Raw genomic sequence first — 17,250 nt, forward strand, 5'->3', positions numbered from 1 at the left:
GATCGGGGATGGGACGCTTTGCCTTTTTCGTGGGAACCGGGTCTAGCGGCCAACCGATTCCTGGGCGGTGCCTGCTGGATGCAAGGTGGCACTGCCTGCGGAGACATCGATCGTGATCTTGTTAGGGGAGTTCGGATCGGTGGCGAGCAGGTTCTCGACGGATCCGGCGGCCGTATTCTGCCGCAGGTCGTAGGTGGCCTCGGGCAGTTCCAGCTCCAGCGAGCCGGCGCTGACACTGCCCTCGATGCTCTTGGGCGCCGTGCCCGAGAGTTCGCCAATGAGTTCGCCGGCCGAGATATCAAACCGGGCGCTTCGGACATTGTCCAGGCGCACCGTTGCTTCCCCTGCGCCCAAGTCGATATCGGCGGTGTGCGCGCTGCCGGTGAGGTTCAGCTCCCCGGCACCGACTTCAACCACCAGGTCCTTGTAGGCGCCGACTGCGTTGAAGGATCCGGCGGACAGCTCGAAGTCCGCATCCAGCGTTCCGTTGTCCATGGATTGCGGAAGCACCAGCGTTGCCTCGTTGTCGTCGAATCCGCAGCCGAAGAAGCAGAAGTTGTCCCAGGCATTCGGGGCTTCGACGATGAGCCGATCGCGCTCCCGATGCAGCTTCCAGCTCGCGGCCTTGGCGCTTTTGACTTCAAGTGTTGCCTTGTCGGTGTCCGCAAAGACCAGATCGAAGCGTCCCGAGCTCGCCGAAACTTCCAAGGCGGTCACCCCGGAGACCTCTGCTTCGTGGACCGAATGCTCCCGGGAGACCGAAGCAAAGGCGCTGCGTGCCGTGGCGATGACCAAGGTGAGAATGACCAGCCCGCCGAGCACCGCGAGGATGATATTCAGCGGCTTGCCGTTGTTGGGTGGCGCCGGTGGGTTTGGCGGTAGCGGCATGGTTTGCGTGGTAGTCATGATCCTGTCCTGTCTGTGCGGTTGGTGCCCAGGGTTTCAATATGAGCCAGGGCTGCCAGCACGCGCCGGTTGCCCGTTCCGTCGGCTTCCAAGCCGAGTTTCTGGAAGATGGAAGTGATGTACTTTTCTACGCTGGCCTCCGAGAGGAAGAGCAGCGCGGCGATCGCCTGGTTGGATTTTCCTTCGGCCAGTGCGGCCAGGACTGTGCGTTCCCGGTCGGTCAGCTTCTGCATGCGGTCATCGTGATTGCGTCGAGTCAACAGCTGTGCCACCACTTCCTGGTCCAAGACGGTTCCACCACCTGCAATCTGCTCCAGCGAGGCAATGAACTCGCTGACATCTGCAACGCGGTCCTTGAGCAGGTAGCCGATCGCTCCGGACTGGGTGGAAATCAGTTCCGAGGCGTAGCGCTCCTCGACGTACTGGGAGAGCACCAGCACCGGCAGGTCTGGATACTTCTTGCGCAGTTCCAGCGCCGCACGGATGCCTTCATCCGTGTAGGTCGGCGGGAGGCGGACATCCAGGATGCAGATCTGCGGGAAATCATCGGCGGACGAGTTGTCCAGGAAATCCATCAGCCCGCTGGTTTCGGGCAAATCCGCGACAACATGGTGGCCGCTGTGGGCCAGCAACCTGACCAGCCCTTCACGCAGAAGGACCGAATCCTCGCAAATCAGTACGCGCATGGCACGTTCACCTCCACTGCAGTTGGCCCGCCCTGGGGGCTGTCCAGGTTGAAGGTGCCGCCGGCGGCGAGCACCCGATTATTGATTCCATCCAGGCCGCCGCCGGGGGTGATGAGCGCCCCGCCGGTGCCGTTGTCCTCGATGCGGGCCCACAGGCTTTGCTGGCCCTCATGCTCCCGGACCCTCACGGTGATCTGGCAGCGCTGGGCCCGCGAATGCTTGGCAGCATTGGTCAGCGCCTCGGCAATGGCGAAGTACACCGCCGCTTCGGCCACGCGCGGATAGCGCCCATTGAGCTGGATATCCAGGCCCACCGGGATATGCGAGCGGCCTGCGATAGCCGAGAGCGCCGCATCCAGTCCGCGGTCATCGAGTACCGACGCGTAGATTCCGCGGGTGAGCTGGCGCAGTTCGGTAATCGCGGACTTGGTTGAAGCATGGGCCTCGGCCACCAGTTCCTTGGCCTGGCGCGGATCGCTGTCGATCTGCTGGTGCGCAAGCCCCAAGGTCATGGCCACGGAGACCAGCCGGGGCTGGACCCCATCGTGCAGGTCGCGTTCGATGCGGGTGCGCTCCACCTCTGCGGCGCGCACCGCTCCTTCACGCTGCACCGCGGTGGTGCGCACGCGTTCGACCAGTGCACTCTCGCGGGCAATAGAACCGACGATTCCCACGGTGACCATCCGGTGCAAGAAAACCAAGCCGATAACCACTGCTATTCCCAGCAGCGCCGCCAGCACCAGCCAAGGTGCCTGGCTTACCGGAGTCTGGAAGCCCCACAGCCCGGGAACGGTTCCCAGCGGGTCGGCACTATCTGCCTGCAAGACCGGGGCGAAGGCAACGATGGACGAACGCACGGCCATTTGCAGGGCAGTGAGCATCAGCGAGCCGGCCAGGCAGGAGAAGAGCAAGCTTCCCAGCAGCGCCCACATGCGTCCGTTGGACACATTGCGTCCGAGCGAACGGACGTATTCGCCAAAGCCTTCACGGCGGCGTGGCCGCCAGGTCAGCGGAGCGACGTCCATGTCGTAGAGGTTGCTGATTCGAGTCAGCTCGAAGCGGGCCAGGCCGAAGAGCGCATAGACCATTCCGGCCAAGACGACCAGGCCCAAACCGAGGATCGGGGTCAGCGCGACGCCTACCGAGAGCCAGGCCAGCAGCAGCGAAAACAGGATCAGGCCGGCAGACCCGAACAATGCCATATGCAGCAGCGTCATGCCCAATCTCAGCGGGGGACGGGCAGGTGCGGTGCCCGGTAGAACCTTAGGTGTCGAAGTCATACCTCAACACTAGAGCGCGCAGGTCAGCGCCAACACCGAGGGAACCGGAGTTCTTCATTATGGAAAACCCGAAGAATTTGCCTCCCAGGGTGCCCTTTGGGCTTTTCGGAGCGCAGGATGGACAGATGGACACGAACCAGGATCCGCAGGCGGCAGGAACAGCGCCCATCGAGATCAGGCCGCTGGCCGAAGAACGCATGGACGACTTCGCGACGGTAGTGAATCCGAGCCGGAGGCAGAAGCATTGCTGGTGCTTGTCGCACCGGATCGGTGCCGTCGAGATCAGGGAACGAGGCGCAGGGGACCGGTTCGCCGCCATGCGCTCACTGAGCACCGAGCCGATTGCCCCGGGAGTGATCGCTTATCGCGCAGGGGAACCGGTGGGCTGGTGCAGCATCGCTCCGCGATCGAGGATCCCACTGCTGGAAAAGTCCAAGCTCATCAGGCCCGTGGATGATCTGGAGGCTTGGAGCATCACCTGCATGGTGGTGCGCAGCGGCTACCGCCGCCAGGGCGTGAATCGGGAAATGGTCCAAGGCGCAGTGCAGTATGCGCGGGACGTCGGGGCGCCAGCGGTCGAAGCCTACCCAGTGGATCCGGCAGGGCGGATGGACCTGACCATGGCCTTCGTCGGAACCAGGAAGATGTTCGAGCAGGCCGGGTTCGAGGTCGTCGGGATCAGCGACGCCCAGGCCAGCAGGATGCCCCGGCTGATCATGCGCAAACTGCTCTGACCCGGTGACGCTGGGTTGCATTTGCTCCGCTTTGGCACCGGGATAAGGAACCGGCGTGAATTAGCGAGGTTCCGTCAGCGCTTCAACGCCGCGCACCCCTTCATCATCCAGACGAGGTTTGAAATACGTGGAAATGGCCGTCTTGGCTGCGTTTCCGGCGGTGACTGGCTCTCTGGCTTCAATTGCATCGAAGATAGCTCGGTCCAATGCCACCACTTTTTTCATTTCTAGGGACTCGTTGTCCGCGTGGCTCATCTGGTCATTCATGACGCTCAAGATGGCACCGGATACCGCCTCGCCACAGATCCGCAACAGGCTGTTGTGGCTGGCTTCCCATACGGCCGCGTGGAAATCGAGGTCGGCTCGGTTGAAGGATCCGGAGCCCGCAGCCGCCTCAGATTCCATGCGTTCAACTGCATCGCGCATGACCGATAATTGCTCGGAACTATGCATTACGGCCGCTAGCTGGCAGGCGGAACTCTCCAGAACGATTCTGAATTGAACCAATTCCGAGAGTGAGAGGGTAGCTATGCGCGCCATATTGGCAAAGGATCTGCCCAGATTATCCGTGGAAACCGGCAAGACAACTGGACCGCTGCGGCTGCCGGGACGCGACGCAATGAGGCCTTGGCTCTGTAATACTCGCAATGCCTCGCGGACCGTTGGCCGGCTGACGGAGAACTGCACCATGAGCTCGCGTTCACTGGGAAGGTGCTGGCCAGGTTCAATTTCCTTGGACAGAATCGCCTCCTCGATTTGTTGCACTACTCGCTCGTAGGTCAATGTTGGCACGGCCGGCGTGAAAGTTAGCTTGCTCAATTGGGGCCTTCCTTTAGCTGCGAGTGGAAACGGTTAGCGGACAAGGTATTGCAGTTCTCCGGGGCGGCACCGCCCCAGCCAAATATTTCGACAACTGGTAAGACCAGAAAACTTAGTAGAAATATCAGCATATATGGTGTTGTATGGATCACATCACTCAATGGACATGTTGACCGATGGAGATCCCATGAAAGAGAAAAAGAACTACAGTCGGCTTGCGGCGACAGTGCTGGTTGGCTCTCTGGCGCTAACCGCGTGCTCTGCAGGATCAGGCGGGACTTCGTCGGAAGGCTCGGCCGAAAACACTTCAGTGACCGTCGCTCTAACTGGTGAACCGGTCAATCTGGACTTCACCACGACTGCAGGCGCTGCTATTCCGCAAGCGCTCATGTCCAATGTCTATGAAGGATTGGTCGAGATCGACCAAGAAGGAAAGATCCAGCCGTTGCTCGCCGAATCGTGGGAGCTGAGCAACGGGAACAAGACTTATACGTTCAAGCTTCGCGAAGGCGCAACCTTTTCCAATGGCGAAGCGTTCACTGCCGATGACGTCAAATTCAGTATCGAACGAGTCCAGTCCGATGACTGGGTCTCTAGCTTGAAGACGAAAATGGAAATCGTGGACTCTGTCGATGTCCTCAGTGATTCCGAAGTCGCCATTACCCTGAAGCAGCCGAGTAATGCCTGGCTTTTCGACATGGGCACCTTGGTCGGAGCCATGTTCGATCCAAGCGGCGTTGACGAACTAGCTTCGACCGCCATTGGGACTGGGCCATACGAAATTGATGCGTGGAACCGCGGGCAGTCCATCGAACTCGCGACACGCGATGACTACTGGGGCGAGAAACCGCAGGTTGAAAAGGTCTCACTGCGCTACTTCGCCGATGCGGTAGCCACGACCAATGCACTTCAATCCGGCGACGTGGATGTCGTCTACAACATGCAGTCCCCGGAACTGCTGTCCGGTTTCGAATCAAACGACAAGTACCAGGTCCTTGACGGCACCTCCAATGGCGAGATCGTCTTGTCGATGAATAACAAAAAAGCTCCGTTCGATGACAAGCGCGTGCGCCAAGCCGTCATGTATGCCATCGACCGCCAAGCTGTAGTCGACACCGCATGGAACGGCTACGGCACGGTGGTGGGCGGACCGGTTCCGACCACCGACCCGTACTACGAGGATCTGAACGATATCTACCCGTACGACCCGGAGAAGGCCAAGGCGTTACTCAAGGAAGCTGGAGCCGAGAACCTGCAGATCACTTTCAAGGTTCCAACTCGCCCTTACGCAACCGCAGTCTCTGAAATAGTCGTCTCGCAACTGGCTGATGTCGGAATCGACGCTAAGATCGAGTCCTCCGAATTCCCCGCGGTCTGGCTCGACGAGGTCTTCACCAAGCACGATTACCAGATGTCGGTCGTCCTGGCAGTGGAGAGCCGAGATGTTTTGGCAATGTTCAACAACCCGGACTACTACCTGGGCTACGACAATTCAGGCATTGAGGAGCTTGCCGCAAAAGCCGATGCTGCCGACGAAGCCGGATACGTGGATGGCATGAAAAAGGTGGTTCGCACCATCGTTGATGATGCAGCTGCAGATACCCTGTTCATCTTCCCGAACATCGTGGTAGCCAGGGCAGAGGTGACCGGCATTCCGGCCAACTCCGTGACCGAAGCATTGGATATGACCAATATCGGCTGGAAATAGCTTCCATAGCCGCACCGACAAAGGGAAAATCACGTGGGTATTAGATTACTGATCAACTTGGCAAGATTCGTTGTCACTTATGTGATTGCAACGGTTGCAGTGTTCCTTTTCATGCGAGCAATTCCCGGAGATCCTGCCCAGATTGCCCTGGGTGTGAACGCCACCCCGGAGCTATTGGCCAAAACGCGAGCCGAGTTCGGGACCGATCGGCCGCTGATCGTCCAGTACTTTGACTGGGCGCTGGGGTTGCCCACCGGCAACTTCGGCACATCCTACGTCACGCGGCAAGATATCAGTCCGCTGATTGTCGACCGGGTGCAAGTCAGCCTGATCCTGGTACTGCTGGCAATGGTCCTCGCCTTGGCGATTGCGATTCCCTTCGGCACCTACGCGGCGGTCAAGCACCGCAATCCGAGCGGCATCATTGTCAGCGGAATCAGCCAGGTAGGCGTGGCCATTCCCAACTTTCTCGCCGGCATTCTGCTGGTGGTCGTCTTTGCCGTGGGCCTGGGTTGGCTTCCGGCCAACGGGTGGACACCGCCCGGCGAGGACTTCGGAGATTTCATTTCCCGCGTCGTCCTGCCAGTGCTCGCTCTGGCATCCGTGCAGGGAGCTATCCTGACTCGCTATGTCCGTTCGGCGGTGATGGAAGTGATGAGCGAGGATTACTTGCGGACCGCACGGTCCAAGGGCCTCGGGAAGCTTGAATCGCTGATCAAGCATGGTCTGCGCAACGCCTCCATCCCAGTTCTGACAGTTACCAGCGTGCAGTTAGCGGCATTGATCATTGGCGCGGTGGTCATTGAACGGGTGTTTGTGATCCCAGGCCTTGGGTCCATGCTGCTCGACGCGGTGGGCAACCGCGATCTTCTTACCGTGCAATCGGTGGTCATGGTGCTCGTCGCGATTACCTTGATCATCAACTTGGTCGTGGACGTTCTCTACACAATCCTGGATCCACGCATTCGAAAGGGCGCGTAATGTCTGCAGAACCAGTTACCGCTTCAAGCACCCGTCGAAAACTCTCCGTGACGCTGCTGGTAGGCAGCATCCTCGTAGCTCTCGTGGTGCTCGCTGCACTCGTCTCCTTTGTCTGGACCCCCTTCGATCCGGTACAAGCAGTTCCCCAGGATCGCTTGCAAGGATCCAGCGTCACCCATCTGATGGGTACCGACAGGTACGGACGCGACGTCTTTTCGGGAATCCTGTACGGAGCGCGCATTACCTTGCTGGTGGGTTTGGTTGCGGTAGGCATCGCCCTGATCATTGGGACGCCGCTAGGTATTCTGGCTGGCATGCGAGGTGGCATCACCGAGGAAGTTACCATGCGTGGCGCTGATATTCTCCTCGCTTTTCCCGCGTTGCTGGTAGCGATCATGTTTGGCGCCGTATTTGGAGCCAGCACATTCACAGCCATGCTTGCCATCGGCATTGGCTCGATACCCGGCTTTGCGCGTGTTGCGCGAAGCGGCACCCTGCAGGTGATGAGCACCGAATACATCATGGCTGCCAAGGCATCCAGCCAGAGCAGCTGGCGTATCGCCCGGCGCCATGTGCTGCCCAATATCATCGGCATGGTCGTGGTGCAGTGCTCGGTATCGTTCGCAATTGCGGTACTTGCCGAAGCAGCGCTGTCCTTCCTTGGCTTGGGCACTCCACCACCGGTCCCATCCTGGGGCCGCATGCTGCAAGAATCCCAGCAATTCCTGGGGACCTTCCCGATGCTCGCCGTTTGGCCGGGCGCCGCCATTGCCGTTGCAGTGTTGGGCTTCACCTTGCTTGGTGACGGTCTGCGTGATCGGTTCGATCCGAAACTGAATGGAGATCGGTAATCCATGGATAAGAAAACAACTACCGGCGCTCTGATAGATGTCAGGGGCCTGACAATCAGCACCAAGCACCGCACGCTTGTCTCGAACTTTAATCTGCGCATGAATCCGGGGGATCGTGTAGGGCTGATTGGCGAATCTGGTTCTGGAAAGTCCATGACCACATCCGCCCTTATGGGGTTGCTCCCGGAAGGTGTCAGCGCCAGTGGCTCCATCCAGCTTGCGGGTCACCCACGGAATCTGGTCGAGGCAACTGACAGGGAACTGCAGAAAATCCGTGGCAAGGATATGAGCATGGTCTTCCAGGAGCCGCTGACCGCATTGAATCCGCTGATGAAAGTCGGTCCGCAGGTCGCGGAAATTATGACTAGCCATAAGACCGTCGCTTCAAAATCAGCGGCTCAGGCTCGTGCCGTGGAACTGCTCGGATCGGTTAAGCTCCCGGATCCGGCACGGGCCGCCCGCTCTTATCCGCACCAGCTTTCTGGAGGCCAGCGACAGCGCGCCATGCTGGCGATGGCCTTGGCGAATAACCCGGGTCTCTTGCTCTGCGATGAACCGACCACGGCTTTGGACGTTACGGTTCAACGCCAGGTTCTGGATCTGATCTTGGAATCGGTCCAAGAACGCGGCACCGGGTTGCTGTTCATCACCCATGACCTTTCGGTGGTCGCCAACGTCTGCGACCGGGTGCTGGTGATGAACAACGGCCAAGTGGTTGAAGAAGGCGATACCGGCGAGGTATTCAGCAATCCGCAACACCCTTACACCCGAGGACTGCTGGCCGCCTCGGACCTGAATGCCACAGATGCCGACGGCAGGTTATTCACCGTGGCTTCGGCCGCTTCCTACATCCCGCCTTTGGCCGAAGCGCAACCAGTCGTGGAAGCAGCAAACGCGGAAATAAGCGATCTCCGGGAACACGACCAAGCCGCGGGGGACACTGCTCCCGAAGTGCCCTCCTTGATCAGTGTCAAGGACCTGACGCGAATCTATCCTGTCGGACGCTCGTCGCTCTTCGGGAAGCGGTCGGAGGTGCATGCGTTGAAGGGCGTTTCCTTTGACGTTGCTGCCGGGCAACGTTTCGGTGTGGTCGGTGAATCCGGTTCCGGAAAATCCACCCTCTTGCGCATCTTGGCAGGTCTGGACCAACCCACCTCAGGCAGTGTTCGTGTGGCAGGAAGCGAGGTTGCAGGGGCCAAGGAGCGGGATCTGGTCCAATTGCGCCAGCAGCTGCAGATCGTTTTCCAGGATCCCATGGGATCGCTGGATCCGCGGATGCGTGTCCGCGACATTATCGCTGAACCTTTGCTTGTTCCGGGGCAAAAGGTGGATAGCGCCAAGCACCGGAAGATGGTCGCAGAAATGCTCGGATCGGTGGGACTGCCGGCCGATGCCGCGGAGCGCTTCCCGCATCAATTCTCCGGTGGACAGCGCCAGCGAATCTCCATTGCTCGTGCGCTGATCTGCGAGCCTCGGGTGCTGGTGGCTGATGAACCGGTCAGCGCTCTGGACGTCTCCGTCCGGGCCCAAGTACTGAACCTGCTTTCGGACTTGGTCGACGACTACCAACTGACCCTCGTCTTCGTCTCGCACGATCTTGGCGTGGTGCGGCATATCTGCGACAACGTCGTGGTGATGAATGAAGGGCGGATCGTCGAAAGCGGAACCACCGAACAGATCTATGACAGTCCGCAGCATGCGTATACGCGGACTTTGGTGAATTCATCCATGTCCCTGCGCAACGAACTGGCCCTGCGCTAGTAATGCTCGTTTTCCTTGAGAGGCCATCATGTCCCAGCTTTCTGAACACACCACCGCACTGCACCAGCTGTCCGCGCAGGAACTTCACGCGTCCTATGCTGCGAAGGACATCTCGCCGGTGGATGTAGCAGAGTCGGTCATCAAACGGGTTCAGGAACGTGAACCGGTACTCAACGCGATGTACCAGTTCGATCCGGAAGACGTGCTGAGCCAGGCACGCGAAAGCGAGCAACGCTGGGCCAGCGGAACAGCGCTCGGTCCACTAGACGGGGTGCCGGCAACGGTCAAGGAGAACATAGCACGCAAGGGCATCCCGATGCCTTCGGGAACGGCCCTATCCAACCCCAAGGTGCCCACGCAGAACGCGCCGATCACCGATCGGATTCTTGAAGCCGGCGGCATCCTGGTTGGCTCGACTACGATGCCGGACTGGGGCATGCTCTCTTCGGGTGTTTCCAGCCTTCACGGAATATCGCGTAGCGCTTGGAACCCTGGATGGACCACCGGTGGCTCCAGTGCGGGTGCGGGATCTGCCGCTGCTGCTGGATATGGGCCGCTGCATGTTGGCACCGACATCGGTGGATCCATTCGCCTGCCCGGCGGCTGGCAGGGGTTGGCAACACTGAAACCCAGTGCAGGATTGATTCCCCTGGACGTCCCGTACATTGGCCGGGCGGCCGGTCCCATGGGACGTACCGTGGATGACATTGCCCTTTTCATGTCAGTGCTCGGACAACCAGATATCCGTGACTATTCGGCACGGGCCTATCCGGCCATGCAATGGCAGTCAAAGCTTGGCAGCGTCCGCGGGATGAGAATCGGGTTGCAGCTTGAAGCGAACGCTGGGGCCGCTGTCGACCCCGAAATCCGATCGGCGGTGCAGTCGGTAGCGGAAACTTTTGCGCAGGACGGTGCCAGGGTCGAAGAGTTGCCGCCCTTCATTGACCAAGGCATGCTTGACCAGCTTGACCGCTTTTGGCGTACCCGGTCCTGGGCCGATTTCCGTGAACTGAGCGAAAGCGAGCAGGCGAAGGTCCTGGATTACATCGTGCGCTGGTGCGAAGGCGGAGCCAAGTTCGATGGCGCCGACACGATCAGGAATTTCGGTGCGATCGACCAGATGCAGAAGGCGACCATCGCGGCTACCGCCGGGTATGACCTCATCATCTCTCCGGTCTCCCCGATGGCTGCTTTCCCTGCGGAACAACCGATGCCAGTGGTGGATCCTGACGCCACCATGGGCCATATTGCCTTCACCGTCCCGTACAACATGTCCGGTCAGCCAGCGGCTACCGTCAATTGCGGTTTCACGTCCGAGGGCAAGCCCATTGGCGTGCAGCTGGCCGGAGCAGTTGGAACCGATGACGATGTGCTTCGCGCAGCCAGCTGGTATGAGGCAGCTCGGCCAGATAGCGCCAAACCGCAGTGGTCGAACTTGGACTGAAAATCCCGTACAAGCAGGGCACAGCAACCACCGCAGTTGCTGTGCCCTGCTTGTTGTTCTGATCTGCAGTATCGGGAAATCAGCTGGTTTGCGTGGCCTGTCCGAAGGACGCCAGCGCGGCAAGAGCTGTCCGGTCATCGGCAGGTACCAGATGACCGTAGTATTCGAACAGGCTGCTGCGGGCAAGATGCTCAGCCAGATGCGCATCTTGCTTCTGGATGGCCATGAAGACCTCGTGATGATGGTCGAGGGTGCGTTGCATCAAAGCCTCGTCATCGGAACTTTGTTCAATGCTGGACGTGATGAGCTGCTCGATGGACTGGCGGACTGCTTCGCCGGTAATCTGCAGCAGTGCATGGCCGCTGGCCTGCGCGATCACGTCATGGAAATCGAGGTCTGCCTGGCTGAAAGCGCTTTGGCTCTGCGAACGCGCCGCCCGCATCCGCGCCATCGCCTTCTCGAGCTTCAATAAGTCCGCATCGGAACGTCGCGTTGCGGCCAGCGAATTGGCCGAAGATTCCATGGTCATGCGATAAATGAGCAGATCCGCGAGGCTCGACGAAGAGGTCGTGGCCAAACGGCTTATCATTTTGCGCAAAGGCGCTGACGTGGGAGAGAGGACAACCGCTCCGCGCGGATCACCCGGCCTAGAGGCAACTATCCCGTTGCTTTCCAAGACCCGCATCGCTTCACGCACCGATGAACGACTCACCTCAAACTGGGTTACAAGTTCGCGCTCTCCGGGCAGATGATCCCCGATTTTCAGTTCGCCGCTAAGTACCTGGCTTTCAATGGAACTGACGATGGCTTCAAATGCGCGCGTCTTAGTTGCAGCTGGCACCTCTGGTGTCTGTGACATCTTAAGTCGCTTTCGTGGTGGTCTGTCTGAAGAATCCTTGGCAGCACCGCCTAGTTCGGTGGGGTGAAACGACCATCGATGGCGGTCCAACCGCCATCGACGGTGAGCACCGAACCAGTCACGAAGCTCGATGCCGGCGATGCAAGATAGACAATGGCTCCAGCCATTTCCTCTGGCCTGGCCCAGCGGCCCAAGGCGCTCTTCTGGGCGTAGGCGTTGTACCAGCCGGGGTTGGCCTTGATCTGTGCGGTCAGAGGGGTTTCAACAACCCCTGGGGCAACAACATTGACCCTGACACCCTGCGGGCCGAATTCGGCGGCCGCGGTACGGACCAGTTGGACCAGTGCCGCCTTGGTGGCCGCATAGACACTTTGCCCGGGCTCGACAACTGATGCGCGAATGGACGAGATGCCAATGATGGATCCGCCGCCATTGGCTGCCAGCCGAGGGGCGAAGGCCTGGATCAGTCCGAATGAAGCCCTCAGGTTCAAGTTCACCACGCGGTCGAATTCTTCCATCGTGTAGTCGACGATGCGCTTTCGGACATTCGTGGCAGCGGTGAACACCAGAGCAGCGATGTCATTGAATTCATTGGAAGCGGCCTGAACAGATTGAATATCCAGAACGTCGAGCTCGATAACCGTGGAACCGCTGCTGAGCATGTCGGCGGTCTCCTGCGCGGTTTCGGCATCGCGGTCGGCGCAAATCACGTGGGCGCCGTGGGCGTCGAGGGCCAGAGCCGCTTCACGGCCAATGCCGCTGCCTGCACCGATGACCATGACGCGCTGGCCGGCAAATTGGAAGAGCTGCGTGTAATCCATTGTGTTGTCCTTCGTTTATGTTGCCTCGGGCTAGGGGCGGATGATGGCCATCCGGGTGACAGTGAATTCTTCCATTGCGAAGCGGGGGCCTTCACGGCCGATCCCGGAGTCCTTGACTCCTCCATAGGGCATGATGTCTGACCGGAATCCCGGGATTTCATTCACTACGACACCGCCAACTTCCAGTTCATCGATGGCGCGGAAGGCCGTCTTCAGCGACTTGCTGTAAATGGCTGCCTGCAGTCCGTACCGTGAATCGTTCACCAGCTCAAAAGCTGCATCGAGGTCAGGCACCGTGCGCAAGCAGATGACAGGACCGAATATTTCCTCGCACCATAGTTCTGCATCGGACGGGACGCCGCTCAGAATCGTGGGCTGGATGGATTCTCCTAGCAAGCCTCCGCCGGTCAGCACCTGTGCTCCGCGTTCTTTTGCCTTCTCGATCCATGACAGCACGCGTCCGGTGGATGCCTTATTGATCAGCGGAGCCACCCGGGTCTGTTCCGAGCGGGGGTCGCCAACCGCTATTTCGCCGATGCGCGCCAGCAGCTCCCGCTGGAAGTCGCCAGCGATTTTCTCATCGAGCAGAACGCGCTGAACAGAGATGCAGGCTTGCCCGTTGGCATAGAACCCCCCGCGTAGCACGGCATCGACCGCTGCATGGATGTCGGCGTCCTCGGCGACAATGAAACCGGTGTTAGACCCCAGCTCCAGCACTGTCTTGCGTGGTGCCGCATTCCTGGCGATCTGGGGGCCGACGGCCGCGGACCCGGTGAAGGAAACCACCGCTGAGCGCGGGTCTGCGACCAATGTCTCGCCAACGTCAATGCCGCCAGTGACCAGCTGCACCGCTGCGGTGCTGACCTGATGGGCGGCGAGAGCCTCGCGGATCAAGTGCACGGCCCACAACGTGGACAGAGGAGTATTCGGTGCTGGCTTGATGATGATCGGGCACCCAGCCGCCAGCGCTGGCGCAAGCTTATGGCTGGCCAAGAGCAAAGGGTAATTGAAACCGGCGATGCCGATCACGATTCCAGCCGGTTTACGGGTCCAGTACCCGATCATGCCATCGCCGCTGGCCTGCAGATCCAGGGGTACTGTTTCGCCGCGCAGGTTCGCGACTTCTTCGGCTGCCGCGGCCCATGTGGTCAGGGTGCGCGCAACTTCTACCCGGCAGTCCACCAGGGGTTTGCCAGTTTCGAGGACCAGGAGATTCTCAAGCTCTTCGCGGTGCTCGGAAATCTTGTGATGGACCGCCAAGAGGATTGACCGCTTGGTGCCGGTGCTCAGCCTCTCGACTTCCTTGGCGACGCCTTGGGCGGCGTCCAACGCCTGGCTGGCTAGTGCTGCAGAGCCTACAGGCGCGTGCGCAACTACTGAACCATCGAAAGGGAAAATAACGGGGACTGTTTCCGCGCAGTGCACCCACCGATCGCCGATGGGCAATCCCGCAGGGTAAGCATCTGAGTGAGAAGTCATCGTTCCTACTTTCGAATTGGCGCCATGGAAGTCCTACTGGTCTGACCAGTAGATGACCAAAGCTAATCAGTGATCTAGCTCGCAGTCAACGGGTTTGAGGAAAATGACCCTTTCACACTTCTAAAACGTTGAATTCATTGACATTAAGCGAAATTCCGGGAACAGTAATGCTCACTATTCCACTTCGGGATACCGAGAAATTCGGATGTGCGAGTACAGGCGGTGGCGGTGGCTTTTGACTGGAGGAGCAACGTTTCGCTGGCTCGGGAAACTGCTGGCGTCATCAGTGAGCGAGTCTTCTTGGGACGGTATGCGCCAGGACAAGTCTTGGCGCAGCAGCGGCTCTCCGAAGAGCTTGGCGTCAGTCGGACACCCTTGCGTGAAGCCTTTGCCTTGCTAGAGCATGAAGGCGTGGTTCAGCTCGATTCCTACGGGCGAGCCACGGTTACGAAGATGGACATAACGAATCTGCGTGAAGCACTGAAATTCCGCGAACTATTGGAATCGGCAGCCTGCGGCATGGCAGTCGATAAGATATCGAGGCCCTTGCTCGCCGACCTGCTTCAAGCGTTGCGCAACCCGGGAACCGCCACGCCACATAATGCTTCCAAGGTGCACCTATTGCTGCTGGGATCATCGGGCAATCGCTATCTTCAAGGATTCTCGACCCTTGTGCGGATAACCGAGGAAGTGCATTTGCCAGCTACCGCGTGGTTCCCGACGAATACCGGAAAACTGCGGAACCTCCAGGTAGGCATCCTGGAGTGTGTAGCCGAATCAGACGGTAAGGCTGCACAACGCCGAGTACGCGAATACTTCAACGAACTTCAAAACCACCTAGCCGCTAGTGAAAGGCCTATCCAATGAAAACCTACAGCGTTGCCGTCATCCCCGGAGACGGGATCGGCCCGGAAGTCATGGGCGGAACACTTGACGTTTTGGCTGCAGCTGAGAAGAAATTCGGCTTCGCGCTGGATCTGACTACTTATGACGCAGGTGCTAAGCATTATCTGCAGACCGGCGAGCTATGGAACCCGCAGTTGAATCGAAAGCTGCGGGGCCATGATGCCATACTCTTCGGCGCGATGGGGGATCCAGCAGTGCAGCCAGGCATACTTGAGCGCGGATTTATCCTTGCGATGCGCCAGGAATTCGAGCAGGCGGTGAACCTGCGCCCGGTCAAGCTCTACCCGGGCGTCGCCACCCCCATTGCCGGGCTGACACCGGAACGTTGCGATCTGGTGATCGTCCGTGAGAATACCGAAGGTGCCTACATTGGCCAAGGTTCGACAGTCCACGCAAATACGCCTCACACTGTGGCGCTCCAGGAATCGGTGAACACCCGGCAGGGGATCTCGCGAGTAGTGGAGTATTCCTTCAAGTTGGCTATGAGCCGGCGTAAGAAACTTACCTTGTGCCATAAGAAGAACATACTTATCGAAGCTGGGAAACTTTGGCAGGAAGTCGTGGACCACGTTTCTGGGCGCTATCCCGAAGTTGAAGTCGACTACGTTCATGTCGATGCCATGTGTTTCCATCTCCCTGTTGCCCCGGAAAGATTCGATGTAGTCGTTACCGATAATCTCTTCGGAGATATCATCACGGACCTTGGAGCTGTCATCCAGGGCGGCCTGGGCGTTGCAGCAAGCGCGAATCTCAATCTGGATGGAAACTCACCTAGCATGTTCGAAGCCATCCACGGCTCGGCTCCCGACATTGCCGGAAAGGGCTGGGCCAATCCTGTCGGTGCGATCCTGTCTAGTGCGATGATGCTCGCGCATCTAGGAGAAGAGCGGGCCGCAATGGCCATTGAATCTGCTGCCGTCAGCGTCGTGCGCGAGCTTCCCGAACTAGCCGGACCGAACATGGGGAAGGACACCTCTGGCATTGCAGACGATATTGCTCGGCTTGTATCCGAGGATTTCGTTATGGTTCCGGGTCTATCGGTGATGAAGAGCGTGTCTGCGGCACGATGAGCTTCTGCCAATAGACCGACTGCACACCGTTGTCATCTAAAAGTGTGGTGGGGTTCGTTTTCCCGTCATTGCTTAGTCAACTGTTCCTTGTAGATTAGCCAATCATGGGACGGCTGTTTATGGCGATCGGGGATTCCTTTACCGAAGGCGTGGGGGACTGGGAACCCAGGCTGCCCAACGGGGTACGCGGATGGGCCGATCGCGTGGCCAAGCAGCTATCCAAAGCGGATCCCGAGTGGCAGTACGTGAACCTGGGAATCCGCAGCCGACGACTCCAGTCGATTATCGACGAGCAGATCCCCGTAGCCCTGGAACTCAAGCCGGAGGTGATCACCTTTTATGCCGGCGGCAACGACATCCTGGAATTCCGCAAGGACATGAAGGAATTCCTTGCCCGATACTCGCAAGCCGTCGAAGCCCTTGTTTCCACGGGTGCCAAGGTCCTGCTGTTCACCGGGTTCGATATCCCCGTGCACCCGGTGCTCGCCCCGTTCAAGCGGCGCAACTGGCGCTTCAATGACCACGTGCGCCGGCTCGCTGAACGCTATCCGGACTCAGTAGTGCTCGTTGACTACTGGAATTGGGAGGCCTACCGGGATAAGCGCATGTGGGATATCGACAAGCTGCACATGAATCGTGCCGGCCATCGCTACATGGCCATCAGGATCCTGGAGATCCTCGGGTATCCGCACCAGCTGGTTTTCGATCCCTTTGGCGCCGTGGACCGGGTCGGATTCTGGCAGGCCACGCAGCGCGACGTGGAATGGCTGAGGCAGTGGGTGCTGCCGATGTTCGGGCGGCGCATGCGCGGCATTACCCTGGGGGACCAGCTGCGTCCCCGCTGGCCGGAGCCGATGCATCCGGCCAAGGGGATGAAGAAGCAGTTCCGCAAGCGCCGCAAAGCAGAAGAGCTGCGGCACCTGCGGAATTCCGAGGTCGGCTAGC

Annotated in this window: 16 protein-coding genes; 9 read left to right on the forward strand and 7 right to left on the reverse strand. The window is 59.3% G+C overall.

The annotated features are described in order from the left end of the window. Window positions 1-42: 42 nt before the first annotated feature. The 3 genes from ACNPN0_RS09645 to ACNPN0_RS09655 are packed head-to-tail and all read right to left on the reverse strand — an operon-like array spanning window position 43 to window position 2,872. Window positions 43-906 (reverse strand): hypothetical protein, encoded by an 864-nt coding sequence (locus ACNPN0_RS09645; protein WP_332730855.1) that lies wholly within the window; start codon window positions 904-906, stop codon window positions 43-45. Continuing rightward, window positions 903-1,592, reverse strand: a complete 690-nt coding sequence (locus tag ACNPN0_RS09650) for a response regulator transcription factor (RefSeq protein ID WP_332727922.1) — start codon at window positions 1,590-1,592, stop codon at window positions 903-905. The genes ACNPN0_RS09645 and ACNPN0_RS09650 overlap by 4 nt, the downstream gene beginning before the upstream one ends. Continuing rightward, on the reverse strand, window positions 1,580-2,872 hold the full coding sequence (locus ACNPN0_RS09655; protein ID WP_388023502.1) for a sensor histidine kinase: 1,293 nt from the start codon (window positions 2,870-2,872) through the stop codon (window positions 1,580-1,582). The genes ACNPN0_RS09650 and ACNPN0_RS09655 overlap by 13 nt, the downstream gene beginning before the upstream one ends. Window positions 2,873-2,997: 125 nt before the next feature. Between ACNPN0_RS09655 and ACNPN0_RS09660 the strand changes: the two genes are divergently transcribed. After that, entirely contained in the window at window positions 2,998-3,606 is a 609-nt protein-coding gene (locus tag ACNPN0_RS09660; RefSeq protein ID WP_448937803.1) for a GNAT family N-acetyltransferase, read from the forward strand. Between the two features lie 60 nt (window positions 3,607-3,666). Here ACNPN0_RS09660 and ACNPN0_RS09665 read toward each other — a convergent pair whose 3' ends face one another. After that, window positions 3,667-4,425: a FadR/GntR family transcriptional regulator gene (locus ACNPN0_RS09665; protein ID WP_105656128.1), complete on the reverse strand. Its 759-nt coding sequence runs from the start codon at window positions 4,423-4,425 to the stop codon at window positions 3,667-3,669. A gap of 187 nt (window positions 4,426-4,612) precedes the next feature. Here ACNPN0_RS09665 and ACNPN0_RS09670 point away from each other — a divergent pair, with 187 nt between their 5' ends. Genes ACNPN0_RS09670 through ACNPN0_RS09690 form a run of 5 tightly spaced genes read left to right on the forward strand, consistent with a single transcriptional unit; the run spans window position 4,613 to window position 11,170 of the window. Then, complete coding sequence (locus tag ACNPN0_RS09670) at window positions 4,613-6,133, forward strand: ABC transporter substrate-binding protein (RefSeq protein ID WP_388023496.1); 1,521 nt, start codon at window positions 4,613-4,615, stop codon at window positions 6,131-6,133. A gap of 33 nt (window positions 6,134-6,166) precedes the next feature. Beyond that, window positions 6,167-7,114, forward strand: coding sequence for an ABC transporter permease (locus tag ACNPN0_RS09675; RefSeq protein ID WP_133834157.1), 948 nt, complete (start codon window positions 6,167-6,169; stop codon window positions 7,112-7,114). Continuing rightward, window positions 7,114-7,965 carry an ABC transporter permease gene (locus ACNPN0_RS09680; protein ID WP_105656130.1) on the forward strand — a complete coding sequence of 284 codons (852 nt, stop codon included), beginning with the start codon at window positions 7,114-7,116 and terminating at the stop codon, window positions 7,963-7,965. Before ACNPN0_RS09675 ends, ACNPN0_RS09680 begins: the two co-directional genes overlap by 1 nt. A 3-nt stretch (window positions 7,966-7,968) precedes the next feature. Beyond that, window positions 7,969-9,726, forward strand: coding sequence for a dipeptide ABC transporter ATP-binding protein (locus ACNPN0_RS09685; protein WP_448937802.1), 1,758 nt, complete (start codon window positions 7,969-7,971; stop codon window positions 9,724-9,726). A 28-nt stretch (window positions 9,727-9,754) separates the two neighbouring features. Beyond that, on the forward strand, window positions 9,755-11,170 hold the full coding sequence (locus ACNPN0_RS09690) for an amidase (RefSeq protein WP_133834155.1): 1,416 nt from the start codon (window positions 9,755-9,757) through the stop codon (window positions 11,168-11,170). A 79-nt stretch (window positions 11,171-11,249) separates the two neighbouring features. Here the strand turns inward: ACNPN0_RS09690 and ACNPN0_RS09695 are convergent, their stop codons facing one another. From ACNPN0_RS09695 to ACNPN0_RS09705, 3 genes are read right to left on the reverse strand one after another with little or no spacing between them, the layout of a single operon-like run. Further along, complete coding sequence (locus ACNPN0_RS09695) at window positions 11,250-12,029, reverse strand: FadR/GntR family transcriptional regulator (RefSeq protein WP_105656133.1); 780 nt, start codon at window positions 12,027-12,029, stop codon at window positions 11,250-11,252. Between the two features lie 50 nt (window positions 12,030-12,079). Continuing rightward, window positions 12,080-12,850, reverse strand: coding sequence for an SDR family NAD(P)-dependent oxidoreductase (locus ACNPN0_RS09700; protein WP_448937801.1), 771 nt, complete (start codon window positions 12,848-12,850; stop codon window positions 12,080-12,082). Window positions 12,851-12,880: 30 nt separating this feature from the next. Continuing rightward, window positions 12,881-14,329 carry an aldehyde dehydrogenase family protein gene (locus ACNPN0_RS09705; RefSeq protein ID WP_448938890.1) on the reverse strand — a complete coding sequence of 483 codons (1,449 nt, stop codon included), beginning with the start codon at window positions 14,327-14,329 and terminating at the stop codon, window positions 12,881-12,883. 228 nt (window positions 14,330-14,557) lie between these two features. On the opposite strand from ACNPN0_RS09705, the gene ACNPN0_RS09710 reads away from it, so the two are divergent. From ACNPN0_RS09710 to ACNPN0_RS09720, 3 genes are all read left to right on the forward strand, one after another. Beyond that, entirely contained in the window at window positions 14,558-15,196 is a 639-nt protein-coding gene (locus tag ACNPN0_RS09710; protein ID WP_448938906.1) for a GntR family transcriptional regulator, read from the forward strand. Continuing rightward, window positions 15,193-16,305 (forward strand): 3-isopropylmalate dehydrogenase, encoded by a 1,113-nt coding sequence (locus ACNPN0_RS09715; RefSeq protein ID WP_448937799.1) that lies wholly within the window; start codon window positions 15,193-15,195, stop codon window positions 16,303-16,305. Before ACNPN0_RS09710 ends, ACNPN0_RS09715 begins: the two co-directional genes overlap by 4 nt. Window positions 16,306-16,409: 104 nt before the next feature. Continuing rightward, window positions 16,410-17,249, forward strand: a complete 840-nt coding sequence (locus tag ACNPN0_RS09720; RefSeq protein ID WP_448937798.1) for an SGNH/GDSL hydrolase family protein — start codon at window positions 16,410-16,412, stop codon at window positions 17,247-17,249. The last annotated feature ends 1 nt before the right edge of the window (window position 17,250 follow it).

It is taken from the genome of Glutamicibacter sp. AGC84 (assembly GCF_053543575.1).